The 14,499-nt window shown below is 58.0% G+C and carries 12 protein-coding genes; 3 read left to right on the top strand and 9 right to left on the bottom strand.

Annotated features, from left to right (window positions below; genetic code table 11):
* The first annotated feature begins 41 nt into the window (after positions 1-41).
* On the top strand, positions 42-590 hold the full coding sequence (gene yjgA, locus NYE85_RS06895) for a ribosome biogenesis factor YjgA (protein WP_259003945.1): 549 nt from the start codon (positions 42-44) through the stop codon (positions 588-590).
* A gap of 42 nt (positions 591-632) precedes the next feature.
* Here the strand turns inward: yjgA and NYE85_RS06890 are convergent, their stop codons facing one another.
* The 6 genes from NYE85_RS06890 to aaeX all read right to left on the bottom strand — a co-directional run bounded on the left by NYE85_RS06890 (position 633) and on the right by aaeX (position 6,134).
* The gene (locus tag NYE85_RS06890) at positions 633-932 is read right to left on the bottom strand and encodes a barstar family protein (protein WP_259003944.1); all 300 of its coding nucleotides are present in this window, start codon (positions 930-932) and stop codon (positions 633-635) included.
* 5 nt (positions 933-937) lie between these two features.
* On the bottom strand, positions 938-1,390 hold the full coding sequence (locus tag NYE85_RS06885) for a ribonuclease domain-containing protein (RefSeq protein ID WP_259003942.1): 453 nt from the start codon (positions 1,388-1,390) through the stop codon (positions 938-940).
* 66 nt (positions 1,391-1,456) lie between these two features.
* Positions 1,457-2,911, bottom strand: coding sequence for an NAD-dependent succinate-semialdehyde dehydrogenase (locus NYE85_RS06880; protein ID WP_259003941.1), 1,455 nt, complete (start codon positions 2,909-2,911; stop codon positions 1,457-1,459).
* Positions 2,912-3,020: 109 nt separating this feature from the next.
* The gene (gene aaeB / locus NYE85_RS06875) at positions 3,021-4,988 is read right to left on the bottom strand and encodes a p-hydroxybenzoic acid efflux pump subunit AaeB (protein WP_259003939.1); all 1,968 of its coding nucleotides are present in this window, start codon (positions 4,986-4,988) and stop codon (positions 3,021-3,023) included.
* Positions 4,988-5,923 (bottom strand): p-hydroxybenzoic acid efflux pump subunit AaeA, encoded by a 936-nt coding sequence (gene aaeA / locus NYE85_RS06870; RefSeq protein WP_259003937.1) that lies wholly within the window; start codon positions 5,921-5,923, stop codon positions 4,988-4,990. Before aaeA ends, aaeB begins: the two co-directional genes overlap by 1 nt.
* A 7-nt stretch (positions 5,924-5,930) precedes the next feature.
* Positions 5,931-6,134 (bottom strand): p-hydroxybenzoic acid efflux pump operon protein AaeX, encoded by a 204-nt coding sequence (gene aaeX / locus NYE85_RS06865; RefSeq protein ID WP_259003934.1) that lies wholly within the window; start codon positions 6,132-6,134, stop codon positions 5,931-5,933.
* Positions 6,135-6,428: 294 nt separating this feature from the next.
* Here aaeX and aaeR point away from each other — a divergent pair, with 294 nt between their 5' ends.
* Together aaeR and NYE85_RS06855 are read left to right on the top strand one after the other, a co-directional pair.
* Positions 6,429-7,340 carry an HTH-type transcriptional activator AaeR gene (aaeR, locus tag NYE85_RS06860; protein ID WP_004958075.1) on the top strand — a complete coding sequence of 304 codons (912 nt, stop codon included), beginning with the start codon at positions 6,429-6,431 and terminating at the stop codon, positions 7,338-7,340.
* A 38-nt stretch (positions 7,341-7,378) separates the two neighbouring features.
* Positions 7,379-8,311, top strand: a complete 933-nt coding sequence (locus NYE85_RS06855) for a nucleoside hydrolase (protein WP_259003932.1) — start codon at positions 7,379-7,381, stop codon at positions 8,309-8,311.
* 60 nt (positions 8,312-8,371) lie between these two features.
* Here the strand turns inward: NYE85_RS06855 and tldD are convergent, their stop codons facing one another.
* Genes tldD through yhdP form a run of 3 tightly spaced genes read right to left on the bottom strand, consistent with a single transcriptional unit; the run spans position 8,372 to position 14,491 of the window.
* On the bottom strand, positions 8,372-9,817 hold the full coding sequence (tldD, locus tag NYE85_RS06850; RefSeq protein WP_259003930.1) for a metalloprotease TldD: 1,446 nt from the start codon (positions 9,815-9,817) through the stop codon (positions 8,372-8,374).
* Between the two features lie 7 nt (positions 9,818-9,824).
* Positions 9,825-10,685 carry a deaminated glutathione amidase gene (gene nit1 / locus NYE85_RS06845; RefSeq protein ID WP_259003929.1) on the bottom strand — a complete coding sequence of 287 codons (861 nt, stop codon included), beginning with the start codon at positions 10,683-10,685 and terminating at the stop codon, positions 9,825-9,827.
* Complete coding sequence (gene yhdP / locus NYE85_RS06840; RefSeq protein WP_259003928.1) at positions 10,682-14,491, bottom strand: AsmA2 domain-containing protein YhdP; 3,810 nt, start codon at positions 14,489-14,491, stop codon at positions 10,682-10,684. Before yhdP ends, nit1 begins: the two co-directional genes overlap by 4 nt.
* Positions 14,492-14,499 lie beyond the last annotated feature (8 nt).

Here is a 14,499-nt window from a genome sequence, read left to right as displayed (position 1 = left end):
AGCAACCTGTTAGGATTAGCCTCTTTTTAACGGAGCCTACCATGAACAAACAGCCTGAAGACTGGCTCGACGATGTCCCGGACAATGACAACGAGGACGATGACGAGATTATCTGGGTCAGTAAAAGTGAAATCAAACGCGACGCCGAAGCGCTGAAAGACCTGGGAACCGAACTGGTTGAACTGGGGAAAAACGCGCTGGAACGTATCCCGCTGGATGAAGACCTGCGCAACGCCGTTGAGCTGGCGCAAAAGATCAAGAAAGAAGGCCGCCGCCGCCAGATCCAGCTGATCGGCAAAATGTTGCGCGCCCGCGACGTTGAGCCGATTCAGACCGCGCTCGACAAGCTGAAAAACCGCCACAATCAGCAGGTATCGCTGTTCCACAAGCTGGAAGCGCTGCGCGACCGCCTGGTGGAAGAAGGCGATGACGCGGTACCCGCCATTCTGGATCTGTATCCGCAGGCCGACCGGCAGCAACTGCGCTCACTGGTGCGTAACGCCCAGAAAGAAAAGGCCGCCAATAAACCGCCAAAAGCATACCGCCAGATCTTCCAGTATCTGCGCGAGCTGGCCGAGACCAGCGAATGAGTGGCCGCAGCGCCGCCTGCATCCAGGGATGAACATCATCGTTCATCCCTGATGGTGCGCTGGCGCGCTGCTGTCCTCACGAATATTGAAACGCAGGCTGCCTTCCAGCTCTTCCTCCGCTTCTTCAAACAGCAGAATAATCGCACCGAAACGGCGTTTGCGCCGGTTATCGAGATTGACGAACTCAATCTCGACCGGTAAACCGATGTCGCCGGTCACCACGTCCCACAGCGCGTCCAGATTGGCGCCAAACTCTTCGCCCAATGCAAACTTGCCGGCAAAATCCCGATAGAAAGCCGACGGATCGGGTATCTGGCTGAAATCAAATTCAACTTTTCCCATCAGACTCACTCCACCCGAATGAAGTTTTTGTAATGGTCACGCGTAACAAAAATCAAACCGTCACTAGAGTACAGCAGGCGATCGGCACCGCGCCGCCCGCACTGATAATTGATATCCGCCTCACGCCAGACGCGCTGGTGCGCGGCAGGCAGACGCCCTTCACGGTTTGAAAAGCGATCGCCGCCGATCGCCTTGCCTGGCAACACCGAACACAGGTTGCCGTCACCGGCATTCCACCCCTGCTCACGCGCCTGCTTCTTGGTAATGTAATAGCCCGGCAGGCGCTGGTGTTGCTTCAGGTAGCGCACCACCCGTTTTTGCTGTGTCAGTTGATCAATACTTTCCGTTGCCGCCACCGCAGGCACATGGCCAATCGCCCGATCGCCATTACCGCGCAATGCGATAAAACCGGCCATCACCACGGCGATCAGCACCGCCACCAGAATCCGCTTGTTCATTACTTTCCCTGTCGTACCGGGGCTCAGGATACGCCCCACGTTAGTTATATAACTGAATTGGATGAATTAAAGATTACCGATGTGTAACGTTTTCACTTCCAGGAACTCCTCCAGACCCAATACCGACCCTTCACGCCCCAAACCGGACTCTTTGACGCCGCCAAACGGCCCCAGTTCGGTCGATACCGAACATTCATTAATGCCAATCATGCCACTTTCCAACGCCGCCGACACGCGGAACACCCGCTGCAGATTCTCGGTATAGAAATAGGCCGCCAGCCCAAACGGCGTATCGTTGGCGCGTTCGATCGCCTCGCTTTCACTGCCAAAGCGGAAACAGGCCGCCACCGGACCAAAGGTTTCCTCCTGCGCCAGTTTCATCTGTGCATTGGCCTCTGCCAGTACCGTCGGCTGGAAGAAATTGCCACCCAGCCGATGCCGTTCACCGCCAACCACGATACGCGCGCCGTGCTGCAACGCATCCTTGACGTGCTCTTCCACCTTCTTTACGCCGTCCCGATCGATCAACGGCCCGACCACGACGTCGTGCTCCATGCCATTACCGACCTTGAGTTTTTGCACCTCTGCCGCCAGCCGGCTGACAAATTTATCGTAAATGCCGTCCTGAACAAAGAAACGGTTGGCGCATACGCACACCTGTCCGGCGTTACGGAACTTATTGGCAATCGCCCCTTGCACCGCCAGCTCCAGATCGGCGTCATCAAACACGATAAACGGCGCGTTGCCGCCCAGTTCCATTGACACTTTCTTCATGGTTTCGGCCGCGTTACGCATCAGCGTCTTGCCAACGTGGGTGGAGCCGGTAAAGGTGATTTTACGCACCGCCGAACTGGCCATAATGGCGTCGCTGATGGCGCGGGTATCCCCCGCCACGCCGTTCAGCACCCCGGCAGGTACGCCGGCCTTATGCGCCAGCGCCAGCAAGGCAAAGGCGCACAGCGGCGTGTTGCTGGCAGGCTTGATCAGGGCAGTACAGCCGGCGGCCAGCGCCGGCCCCAGTTTGCGCGTCAGCATCGCCAACGGAAAGTTCCACGGCGTAATCGCCGCCACTACACCAACCGGCTCACGGGTCGCCAGAATGCGTGCGCCCGACTTGGCGGGGGGAATGATTTCCCCATTGGCTCGTTTGGCCTGTTCGCTGAACCACTGGATAAAGCTGGCGGCGTAGTCCACTTCGCCCTGCGCTTCTTTGAACGGTTTACCCTGCTCGGTGGTCATCAGTGTCGCCAGAAAATCCTTCTGTTCCAGTATCAGCAGATACCAGCGGTGCAGAATTTCACTACGGGTTTTTGCAGGGGTATCACGCCAGGCCGGGAATGCCTGGCTGGCGGCGCGGATCGCCGCCTGCGTTTCGCGCTGGCCGGCCTTCGCGACCTTCGCCACCCGTTCGCCATTGGCGGGGTTCAGCACATCGAACGTCTCGCTGGCGGTATGCCATTGTCCGGCGACAAAATAGCCGGTATTGAAGTATTCACTCTCGGTCAGTTGTTCTACAGACATGCTTGCAGCCCTCCTGAGGGTATGAATATTCCCGCATCCGCGAGATAACAACATTCTCTCAGTATAGCTGCGGACACGGCCTACTGCGGCAGCGTCCGAGCGGAGGGCATCAATCGATCAAGGCATGACGATAGCGGTGCAGCATATCCGCCAGCCGCTTCACCGGCCCGGTGACGCTGAGGGGGGCCTGATTATCCACCAGTTTCTGCTGGTAGTCGTTCATCTCGCTCAGCAAGCGATCGTAATAGTAGGCACGCTTGACGTCATTCTTGGCACTCACCACCCGATCGGCCGTTTTGCGAATTTGCCGGTGGAACGCCGACAGCTCTTCGCTGGCGGGGATTTCGGCGCGCTGCATGCGCTGATGCGCAATGATCAGATTCAGCGCCAGACGATATTTGGCAATATCGTTGGGGAACATCATCAGCAGCTGGTTCAGCTGTTGATACAGCGCCGGCAGGTGGTTTTCCCGCCGTTTGGCGGCCTTGGTGGTCAGCGCCGATACCGCGCTGCCGACAAACTGGTTCAACAGGGTGCGACCGGTGCGTTCGCGCGAGTTGTCACGGATCAGTAACAGCACCATCAGCCCGACGCAGCTACCGAGGAACTGGCCGATCGAAGCATCCAGAAACTGCGTGACGTTAAACTCCATCGGGTTGCTCAGCACCAGAATGTTGATGGTGCCGGCCAGCGTCCCCAGCGACCCCAGCCGTCGTTTTTGCACTTCGATACCGATAAAGAACGCCAACAGTCCCAGACTGAGGCACAACAGCAGGATACTTTGCTGCGTCGCCGGAATAATCACCATGAAATACAGCGCGCCAAGCGGGATGGCCACCAGCATGCCGAGCACGAAATCCAACGCCACCATGCGCGGGTTTGGCGTCCGCATCGCCAATGAGGTGATCACCGCGATAATCACCATAAACCCGCTGCCGGAGGTCCAACCGGTCCACAGCCACAGCAGACAGCCCAGCGCCGTGGCGGTAAAGGTACGCAAGCCGTTAATCATCGCATGGTGGCCTTCCGCCGACGTCGGCTTGACCACCACTTCGCTGCGCAGCACGTCTTCTTCCACCGCGCTGACGCTGCTGTTGGTGTGAATGCCCTTGGCCAGCAGCAGATAGCGGGTCGCCGCCCCCACCCAACTGGAGACGGTGAGCAATGTTTCATCGGTACGGTTGGTGGTCAGCACCTGGCGCAGCAGCTTCATCCGTTTATGGATCTCCTGCGGCGTTTCCGCCGGCACCAGCAATAGCTCGCGGATGTTCTCTTTCAGCGCATCCGGGTGATTGAGCAGGATCAGGTAGGTTTCGCAAGCCTGGGTTATCAACGTCAGCGAGAGGGTATGCAGCACGCGCACCCGCCGGTCAACCTTCTGCCAGCGTGAGGACTCCATCATCAGGCTGCTGCGCATCCCGTTCAGCGCCGTGGTGCCCTTCACCAGATTGCTCCAGGCACGGTCGATATCCTCTTTGTCAGCATTGCTGACGCACAGCTGCATCAGTTGGTACTGCTCCACCAGCAGTTTATCCACCGCACGGTCAATGTCCTGTTTGATCGAGCGCGGCGAAAAAATCAGATCCGCCAGCACCGCGCTGACGATGCCCAGCACGATCTCGCTGCAGCGCTCGACCGCAAACTGCGGTGCTTCCAGCAGGTGCGACTCGCTGGTGGCGACGGTGACGATGATAATCAGCGCGGTATAACCGGCCAACCCCCAGGCGTAGGAGTTTTCCACTTTAATCAGCGAGGAAACCCAGGTACAAAAGCCGGCCCAGACGCAGCACAGCATCAGCATCACCACCGGCGCACGCGCGGTAGTGACGATAATAATCAGGCCGACGAAACAGCCGATGAAAGTGCCGATGATGCGCAGCCAGCCGCGGTGGCGAATGGCACCGGAAAACGGCTCGCCGCCGGCGGCAAATGCCGGCCCGGCAGCGACGATGGCGGCGGTCATGGCAGACCAGCGCGGCGTTTCCAGATTGAGGTGAAAGCCGACAAACAGCGCAAAGACGATGGCAAAGCTCAGTTTGAAGGCAAACCGCAGGCGTAGGAACGTCGGACTATTCATTAACCGAACTCACGCAGCCGATGCATCAGGCGTACAAAAGGTGAACTGCCGTCCCGGTCGCGATCGCCCTTGCCGGTAACCACTACCGTCGCGGTGGTGCCAGCCGGATACGGATGTTGCTGATCCTCGGCATCAAGAACGATTTTTACCGGCACACGTTGCGCCAGACGCACCCACTCCAGGTTGCTGTCGATGGCCGCCAGCCCTTTGGTGTCATTGGTACTGCTGCTGTTGTTCACCCCGGCGGCCACGCTGTCTACCGTACCGTGCATGATACGGTTGCTGCCCAATGGGGTGATTTCCACCCGATCGCCTTTGCTCAGACCATGCAGTTTGGTTTCTTCCAGATAGGCCAGTACGTAGAAGGTATTCTTTTTGACCAGCGCAACGGCGGTAGAGCCACGGGTGATGAACTCACCGGCGTGCACGTTAAGGTTGGTGATCCAGCCGTCGGCCGGCGCACGTACCGTGGTACGTTCCAGATCCAGCTTGGCCAGATCGCGTACCGCAATCGACTTCGCCAACTGATGCTGCACGGTTTGCAGCACGTTGTTGGCCTGATCGATTTCTTCCTGCGACATCGCCTGGATACCCAGTTTTACCCGGCGACCGGCTTCGCGTTTTTTCTCTGCGGCCAGCGTCTGGTAATAGGCGACATCGGCATTGGCTTGCGCCAGGGCCTGTTGATAGCGCGGCTGATCGATGACAAACAGCACCTGCCCCTGTTTCACCAGTTGGTTATCCACTACCGGTACGCTGGTCAACAGACCGCTGACGTCAGGCGCGATTGCGACCACATCGGCGGTGAATTTGGCATCCCGCGTCCAGGGGGATTCGGTGTAAAACACCCAGGCCTTGAACACCGCGACAATCCCCAGCAGGACAAGAATCAAAGTGATCGCGATTCTGGCTATTTTTATTGAAAAAGTTTTCACAGCGACCTCAAACGAAAAAACACGAAATCAGATAAAACAGGCAGCAATACAGCGCGGTATTGAACAGCGCCGGATGCCAGACAAAGTCGTAGATACCGGTCGGTTGCAACAACCGACGCAGCACAAAGAACAGCGCCAGCGAGACGATCAACTCAAAAAACACCGGTGGAAACGACAATCCGAAGATGACCATAACCGGAAGCAAACTCATTACTTTTTCCTTATTGTTCACTACACCGGAGAACAAACACCCTACTCATTCACATTCTCTTTACATTCTAGCGGAAGCACGCCACACGGTGGTGACCAGACAGGTTGTCCAGGTCACGAACCTGAAAAAGGGTTAAACTCAGAACTACGTCCGCGAATGGGAATGCGAGGGTAACCGGGGGATCACCAGCAGCGGTGACGCCGCTAAAGCATCTTTGACCGCGTTATATTAGCCTGCTTACTATCAAGGCATCAACAATCTGTGATCTAAATCACTTTTAAGCCAGAGTGAACAATGGAAAGACTTAAACGGATGTCGGTGTACGCCAAAGTCGTTGAGTGCGGGTCATTTACCGCCGCCGCGCGTCAACTCGACATGAGCGTTTCATCCATCAGCCAGACAGTGTCCAAACTGGAAAATGAGTTACAAGTGAAGCTGCTCAACCGCAGCACGCGCAGCATTGGCCTGACCGAAGCCGGCAAGATTTACTATCAGGGGTGTCGGCGCATGTTGCAGGAAGTGAGCGAGGTGCACGAGCAGCTGTATGCTTTTAACAATACGCCAACCGGAACGTTACGTATCGGCAGTTCGTCCACCATGGCGCAAAACGTGCTGGCCACCATGACCGCCGACATGCTGAAGGAGTATCCAGGCCTGACGGTCAATCTGGTTACCGGCATTCCGGCGCCGGATCTGATCGCCGATGGATTGGACGTGGTTATCCGCGTTGGCGCGCTACAGGACTCCAGCCTGTTTTCAAAACGCCTCGGTTCAATGCCGATGGTGATATGCGCCGCCAAAAGCTATCTGGCGCAGCACGGCACGCCACAAAAACCTAACGACATGGTGAATTTTTCCTGGCTGGAATACAGCGTACGGCCGGACAGCGAGTTCGAACTGATCGCTCCTGAGGGCATCAGTACGCGCATCTCGCCGCAGGGGCGCTTCGTTACCAACGACTCGCAGACCATGATCCGCTGGCTGAAAGCCGGCGCCGGCATCGCCTATGCGCCGCTGATGTGGGTGATCGAGGAGATCAAGCGCGGCGAGATCGAGATCCTGTTCAAACGCTATCATTCGGATCCACGGCCGGTATACGCACTGTATACCGAAAAGGACAAGCTGCCGCTCAAGGTAGAAGTGTGTATTAATTACTTGACTGAATACTTCAAAAAAGTGAGCGAGGTCTATCAAGAGTACCGTTAACGCCAACTGCGCTACCGCTCTGCGCAATGGGAATAAAAATGAAAAAAATCATATTGGATTGCGATCCCGGACATGACGACGCCATCGCCCTGCTGCTTGCCTGGGGCAACCCGGAGATTGAACTATTGGCAGTAACCACGGTAGTTGGCAACCAGACGCTGGAAAAGGTCACGCGCAACGCGCTGGCAGTGGCGCGCATCGCCAACATTACCGGCGTGCCATTTGCCGCCGGCTGTTCGCGGCCGCTGGTGCGTAATATCGACGTCGCGGCGGATATCCATGGCGAGACGGGGCTTGACGGCCCACAATTGCCCGACCCCACGCTGACGCTGGATACGCGACATGCGATCGATGTGATCATCGACACGGTGATGGCCCATCCGCCAGGCAGCGTGACCCTGGTGCCCACCGGTGGCCTGACCAATATCGCCATGGCGGTACGCAAAGAGCCACGCATCGCCGAGCGGGTGAAGGAGGTGGTGCTGATGGGCGGCGGCTATCACGTCGGCAACTGGAGTGCGGTGGCGGAGTTCAATATCAAGATCGATCCGCAAGCCGCACATATCGTGTTCAATGAGCGTTGGCCGCTGACCATGGTGGGGCTGGATCTGACCCACCAGGCGCTCGCTACGCCGCAGGTCTGCCAGCGCATTGCCGCCATTGGTAGCCTGCCGGCGACCTTCGTCGGCGAACTGCTGCAATTTTTCGGTCAGAGGTATCGACAGGCGCAGGGATTTGACGCACCGCCGGTTCACGACCCGTGCGCGGTCGCCTATGTTATCGATCCGAGCGTAATGACGGTACGCAAGGTACCGATAGATATTGAACTGACCGGCACCCTGACGCTGGGCATGACGGTAGCGGACTTCCGTTATCCTGCACCGCCGGATTGCCATACCCAGGTCGCGGTGACGCTGGATCGGGACAAGTTCTGGGGTTTGGTGGTAGACGCGCTGGAAAGGATTGGCTGACACCGCAACATCGGCAATAAAGGGCGCACATGCGCCCTTTATTGCTGGACTGACAGAGGGCTACGCGGTACCGCCCACGGTCAGATTATCCAGCTTCAGCGTTGGCTGGCCAACGCCGACCGGCAGGCTTTGCCCCTCTTTGCCACAGACACCAACGCCCTTGTCCAGCGCCAGATCGTTACCGACCATCGATATCTGCTGCATCGCTTCGATACCCGAACCGATCAGCGTCGCGCCCTTCACCGGTTTGGTAATGCGGCCGTTTTCGATCAGATAGGCTTCCGAGGTAGAGAACACGAACTTGCCCGAAGTGATATCCACCTGACCGCCGCCGAAGTTCGGTGCATACAGGCCGTATTCTACGCTGGCGACGATCTCTTCCGGCGTCGACTTGCCGGCCAGCATATAGGTATTGGTCATGCGCGGCATCGGCAGATGGGCATAAGATTCGCGGCGACCGTTGCCGGTCGGCGCTACGCCCATCAGGCGCGCGTTGAGCTTGTCCTGCATGTAGCCCTTCAGAATGCCGTTTTCGATCAATACATTATATTGGCCTGGTACACCTTCATCGTCGATAGCCAGTGAACCGCGACGGCCTTGCAGCGTGCCGTCATCCACCACGGTGCAAAGCTCGGACGCCACCAGTTGACCCATTTGTCCGCTGAATACCGACGTACCGCGACGGTTAAAATCACCTTCCAGCCCGTGACCTACCGCTTCGTGCAGCAACACGCCAGGCCAACCGGCACCCAGCACCACCGGCATCCCACCCGCCGGCGCGGCAATCGCGGAAAGATTCACCAACGCCATGCGCACAGCCTCTTTGGCAAAGGCATCGGCCCGCGTTTCGCCGCCGACCACTTCCAGGAAGTAATCATAACCAAAACGACCGCCGCCACCGCTGGAGCCGCGCTCGCGCTTGCCGTCTTCCTCTACCAGCACGCTGACCGAAAGACGTACCAAGGGGCGAACGTCGGCCGCCAACGTGCCGTCGGTAGCGGCAACCAGCACCTGCTCATACACGCCGGTAATGCTGGCACTCACTTCCTGCACTCGCTTGTCGGCGGCGCGAGCCACTTTATCCACCCGATGCAACAGCGCTATTTTCTCTTCGCGCGGCAGGCTTTGCAGCGGATCGAGCAGCGAGTACATTGCCGGGTGGCTGATTTCACCCAGGGTACGGGCTTTGCCGTCGCCCTGCTCGCGGACAATGCTGCGCGCCGCTTGCGCGCTTTGCTGCAACGCATTGAGGGTGATCTGGTCGGCATAGGCAAAACCGGTCTTTTCACCGCTGATGGCACGCACGCCGACGCCCTGATCGATATTGTAAGAGCCATCTTTGATGATACCGTCTTCAATCACCCACGCTTCGTGGTAGCTGGACTGAAAATACAGATCGGCATAATCGATGCGGCGCTCGGCCAGTTGCCCTAATACGGCGAACAGATCCTGATGACTCAGCTTATTCGCAGCAAGTAAGTGTTCACTGACAAGCGTCAAACTCATAATTTTTTCACTCTTTATTGGAGGATGTGTTTTCAAACGGCGCCGTTAGCGACGTCTGGAATCGATTGTGCTGCTGCACCGGCATCTGGGTGCGAATGGTTTTCAGCACGCCGGTGTCGACTCGCACTTTCAGCGCAGAAACCGCGTCCGGGTTCTCGGCCAGGATCTTGCCCCAGCCGTCAACCGCCATCGTGTGGCCCCAGGTACGACGCGTCAGACCGTGACGGCCCACCTGCGCCGGTGCCAGCAGGATGCACTGGTTTTCAATCGCCCGTGCGCGCAGCAGGATTTCCCAGTGGGCTTCTCCGGTAACGCGGGTAAACGCCGCCGGCACGGAAATCAGTTCCGCCCCTTGAGCGCGCAACGCCTGATACAAACCGGGGAAACGCAAATCGTAGCATACCGTCATCCCCAAGCGCCCCACCGGCGTATCCACCACCGTCAACTGCTGGCCGTGCTGGTAGGTATCCGATTCACGGTAATGCGCGTGCATATCGTTGATATCAACGTCAAACATATGCAATTTGTCGTAACGGGCGCGAATTTCGCCCCGATCGTCAAACAGCAGGCTGCTGGTGGTAATACGCTGCGGGTTTTCGCGGCTGACTAATGGCATCGAGCCAACCAGCAGCCACACGCCATAGCGGCGAGCCATCTCGCGCACCGCCTGTTGCAGCGGGCCGTCACCTTCGGTTTCCGCATGTTGGCGATACGCCTCGGCGTTGGCGAAAAGCAGTGCATTCTCCGGCGTCATGACCAGTTTTACTCCCGCATTGAGCTGCTTGATTTGCTGCTCAATCTGCGCCAGGTTATCCCGCACCTGATCGCCACTGCACAGTTGTAACAACGCAACGTTTGCATTTCTCATGACGCCTTATCCTCTTTTGGCTTGCGCAAAACCTCGTTGATTTTCGGCTGATCCATACTGCCGCTGATGTGATAGCGAATCAGCGAAATCTTGTTCCATAACGGTGCCAGCACCTTCGATGCGGCAAACACCGCGGCACCCACTATCGGGTTAATCACGAAAGCGGTGGCAACGCCCACCGTGGCGGAAATCTCTGGCGCGACCACCGCTTCCATGTCGAGCTGGCGTCTGACCAGATCGACCTGTCCGCTCATGGCGATATCCGCCGCCAGGCCGTCAACCAATAGATTATCCGTATGCATTATGCCATCTTTCGACCATATCGTGCTGCGAATGGAATCGAAGTAAAAACCTTCGCCAAAGGTATCGCTAAAGTCGAACTGCAACTTGCGCAGCAAGGCATCAAAGCTGACCAAACGCAGTAACTGCCCGGCGCGCCCACCGCCCAGGCTGTCGATCTCGCCCTTGCCGATATCAATTTTCATGGTGCCGTTGAAGGTATTGACGTCCGGTTTCCACGGCTGGCCACGCCAGTGCAGATCGAAATCCACGTCATAAGGGGCGTTTCTCAACGGCGTGGTGAGGCCAAAGAAGTTGGCGGTTTCATCAATCTTGCTGCCCAGCAATTTGCCCTTCAACGCCGTACGTTCTTCCGTATCATTCTGCTTCCACAGGCCGGTGGCGGTCATCCGCCCCTTGCCGGTATCGATCAGGCCATGTTGCAGAGTGAGCGTGTCGCCTGCCGAGGTCACATCCGCCTCCACCTTGCCGAGATTTTGCCCCATAATCCAGCAGGACTGGCACCGCAGCATCAACGAAGGCCAACCACGGAACGACACCCGATCCGCCGCCGCCAGTGGGTTGGTGGCCGTCGGCGTACTGTGGTCATCGCCAAACTGCGGGTTGTAATAAAGGTATTTGATATTCGCCCGCCACGGGCCGCTGTCGGCCACCCGCAGCGCGCCGTCAATCTCTTCGCCCTTGACGTCAACGGTGACGCCGCCAAGCTGTTGCTGCACCGCCAATTGCAGTTTATGCCATGCCTGCCCACCCAACAGCAGTTGCGGGGTGGTTAACGCCACGGTAGTCGGAAAATTGAAACTGCCCACTTTGCCGCTGCTGCCGCCCTGTTTCATCGCCGGAGCCAGCAGACCCAGCCATTTTTCGCCGTCTAGCGGCGGCAGATTCAGCGTCAGCGATTTACTTTGTGGCAGCGCTGGCGTTCCCGGCCCGTTGCGCCATGCGGCGCGCGCCAGCGTGACCTGCTGTTTGGCAAACGACCATTCGCTGTTGAAATTATTCTGCTTGCCGGCGCTGCCCGTCAGATTGAACCCGTTCAGCCCGCCGTTGACTTTTACGCTAAGCGGCAGCGGCTCACCCGTCGGTTTATCGAGTGGAGAAGGTAAGTGACTGCTCACATTCTTCAGGTCGGCATTGACGCCGATATCGTAACTCGCCGCCCCGCCGTGCGGTAAGTTAATCGCCACCTTGCCGTTCCACGGCGCGCTACCGCTGAGCGCCTCGGCAACCTCTTGCGGCATGCCGGGGAACTTGCCCGGCTGCCAGTCGCCCTTCAGGCCGACGTTGACTTTATACGCCTGCGCGCCTTCCTCGGTGGTGAAGTTCACCGCCACCGGCTGACCGAACCAATTCGCCGTCAGGGTATCGCCGGACAGATTGCCGTTGTCGAAGCGGAATTTACCGTTGAGCTTGTCAAGCGTGCTGCCCAGCGGTTTCACCAGCAGCGAATTGTTGTTCAACGTCACTTCACCCTTGGCGGCAACCTGCTGGCCATTCAAAGGGATATCTAGATGTAAGCGCCCACTGACATCGCCAGCAATCTGCAGCTCATCCAACGCCGCACCGACCGAGTCATGCAGCGGCGTCTGCATGAAATAGTCATGCACGTCCGGGCCGGCGCCAGCCACCTCTGCGTCGATCAACAGCCGCTCTTGCAGATAGTCCGGAATGACGGCACTGATATTCTTGCCGCTGACCTTGCCCAGTTTGGTGGCCGGAGCATTCATCCACAGTCCGTTATTCAGGAAGTCGAGATCGATCGCCAAATCGGTCAACGCCGGCCAGCCCGGTTGGAACTGGAAAGTCGCCTGGCGCAGCGGGACGTAGACTTCAAACTGCCCCTCATGCTTCTCAAACGGGAAAAAATGTGGGTTGCCGGAAAAAATCAGCGACGCATTGTCCACCTGACCGCCCTGAATCGCCCCGCTCAGGTAATTTACCAGATGCGTACCCATCAACGGTTCAGGGAAATAGCGCCAGGCGTCCGCGCCGTCATACAGTCGAATGCCCGCCAGAATACTCAGCCACGGCTCACCATTGGTCGGTTGCCGATAACGGAAATCGCCGTTTACCCATAACGATTTGGCTTTGACGTCCAGTTTACGGCTCGCCAGTTCCCAGCCCTGAGCATCGTTGCGCCAGGTCAGCGCCCCCGTCGCACGCGCGATCTCCAGCGGTGCGCGGAACATATCGCCGTAAGGCAGCACGCTGTCCTGCATATCCAGCGTCAAGCGGCCGTTTTCTACTCCACCGCTCAGTGCGCCGGAAAAATGGTTAACCCCCGGCAGCAGTTTCCAGGGCTGCCAACTGACGCCGTGCCAGCGTGCCTGGAAGCGGGTTTTTTCCGGCTGCTTGAGCGGGATGTCCAGCGCCAGCGCGTTGACCCGGCCCTGTGGTTGTAAATCATTCCAACGCTCGAGCACGTCGGGGCTGAGGAATGAGAAGGTCGGCAACAACGCCGCCAGCCGTTCCAGTTGAATATCGCTGGCGCGAATGCGCAGCTCTTCGCTCTGCTCAGGCCCCAGGAAGCGGTTGTTTTCCGGTAGCCACAGGCCGGAAAGAGAACCTTGCGGCCAAGCCTGCCCGTCGGTTTTCAGGTTCAGCTGCGGTACCTCCACCTGCCAGCCGTTACCCTTGCGATTCAACGCCAGCGACAGGTTATCGACATCCAGCCGGTGCTGTTCTTTTCCCACCGTCCAGTTAGCCGCTCCTCGCTTGAGCATGGCGTTACCGCCGTATATTTCACCGTTCTGTATTTGCAGCCAGGCCGCCAGACTGAAGTCCGCACTTTCCAGCCCGGTGTTGGACTTCAGCCAACGACTGAACCACGGCTTCAGATCAATATCATCGGCTTGCATATATACCGTGCCGGTGTTCAATAAGCCTTTGTTGTCGCGCAGATCCATGCGCACCCGCACCAGCCCATGCTGGCCGTTGATGGTCGATAGGCTGATTTGCCCTTCCGCCCGGTGGCGTTGGTGGCTGTTAAGCCAGGTGAGCTGCGGAATATCGAACTCTGCCCGTGGGCCGGACGGCGTGAGGAAGGAAATGCGGCTGTCGCGCAAATCGAAATGGTCGAACTGATAGAGCAACAGATCGCTGACGGTACCCGGCTCGATAATACTGCCCTGGTGTTCATCCCCGCCCAGCGTGGTGTTCATATCGAGTTGGAATTGGTAGAAGGTTAGATCGCGAAACTGCCAGCGCCAGTGCAGCAAGGACTGCCATACATCCAGCGCCAGCGTGACGCGTTCGATATGCAGGTTGCTTTTTGGCAGTTGGGCGCGGATGTTGCGCACTTCAAGCGTCGGGCCAAAGTTTTCCCAACTGCCCTGCACAAAATCGGCCTGCACCGGTACGCCGGACATGGCTGCGATCTTTTCCAGCAATTGTGGGCGGTAGCTGTTCAGTTCCGGCAACGCCAGGCGCAGCCCACTGATCAGCAACGCCACAACTACGATGAGCGTGGCGCCTGTTGCTAACAAAATCCCAGGCAGTCGCCTCACAATATCTC

This window comes from Serratia sp. AKBS12 (assembly GCF_024793895.1).
Taxonomy (GTDB): Bacteria; Pseudomonadota; Gammaproteobacteria; order Enterobacterales; family Enterobacteriaceae; genus Serratia_F.
Note: the sequence above shows the minus strand (reverse complement) of the source record. Positions and strands in the feature narration are given on the sequence as shown.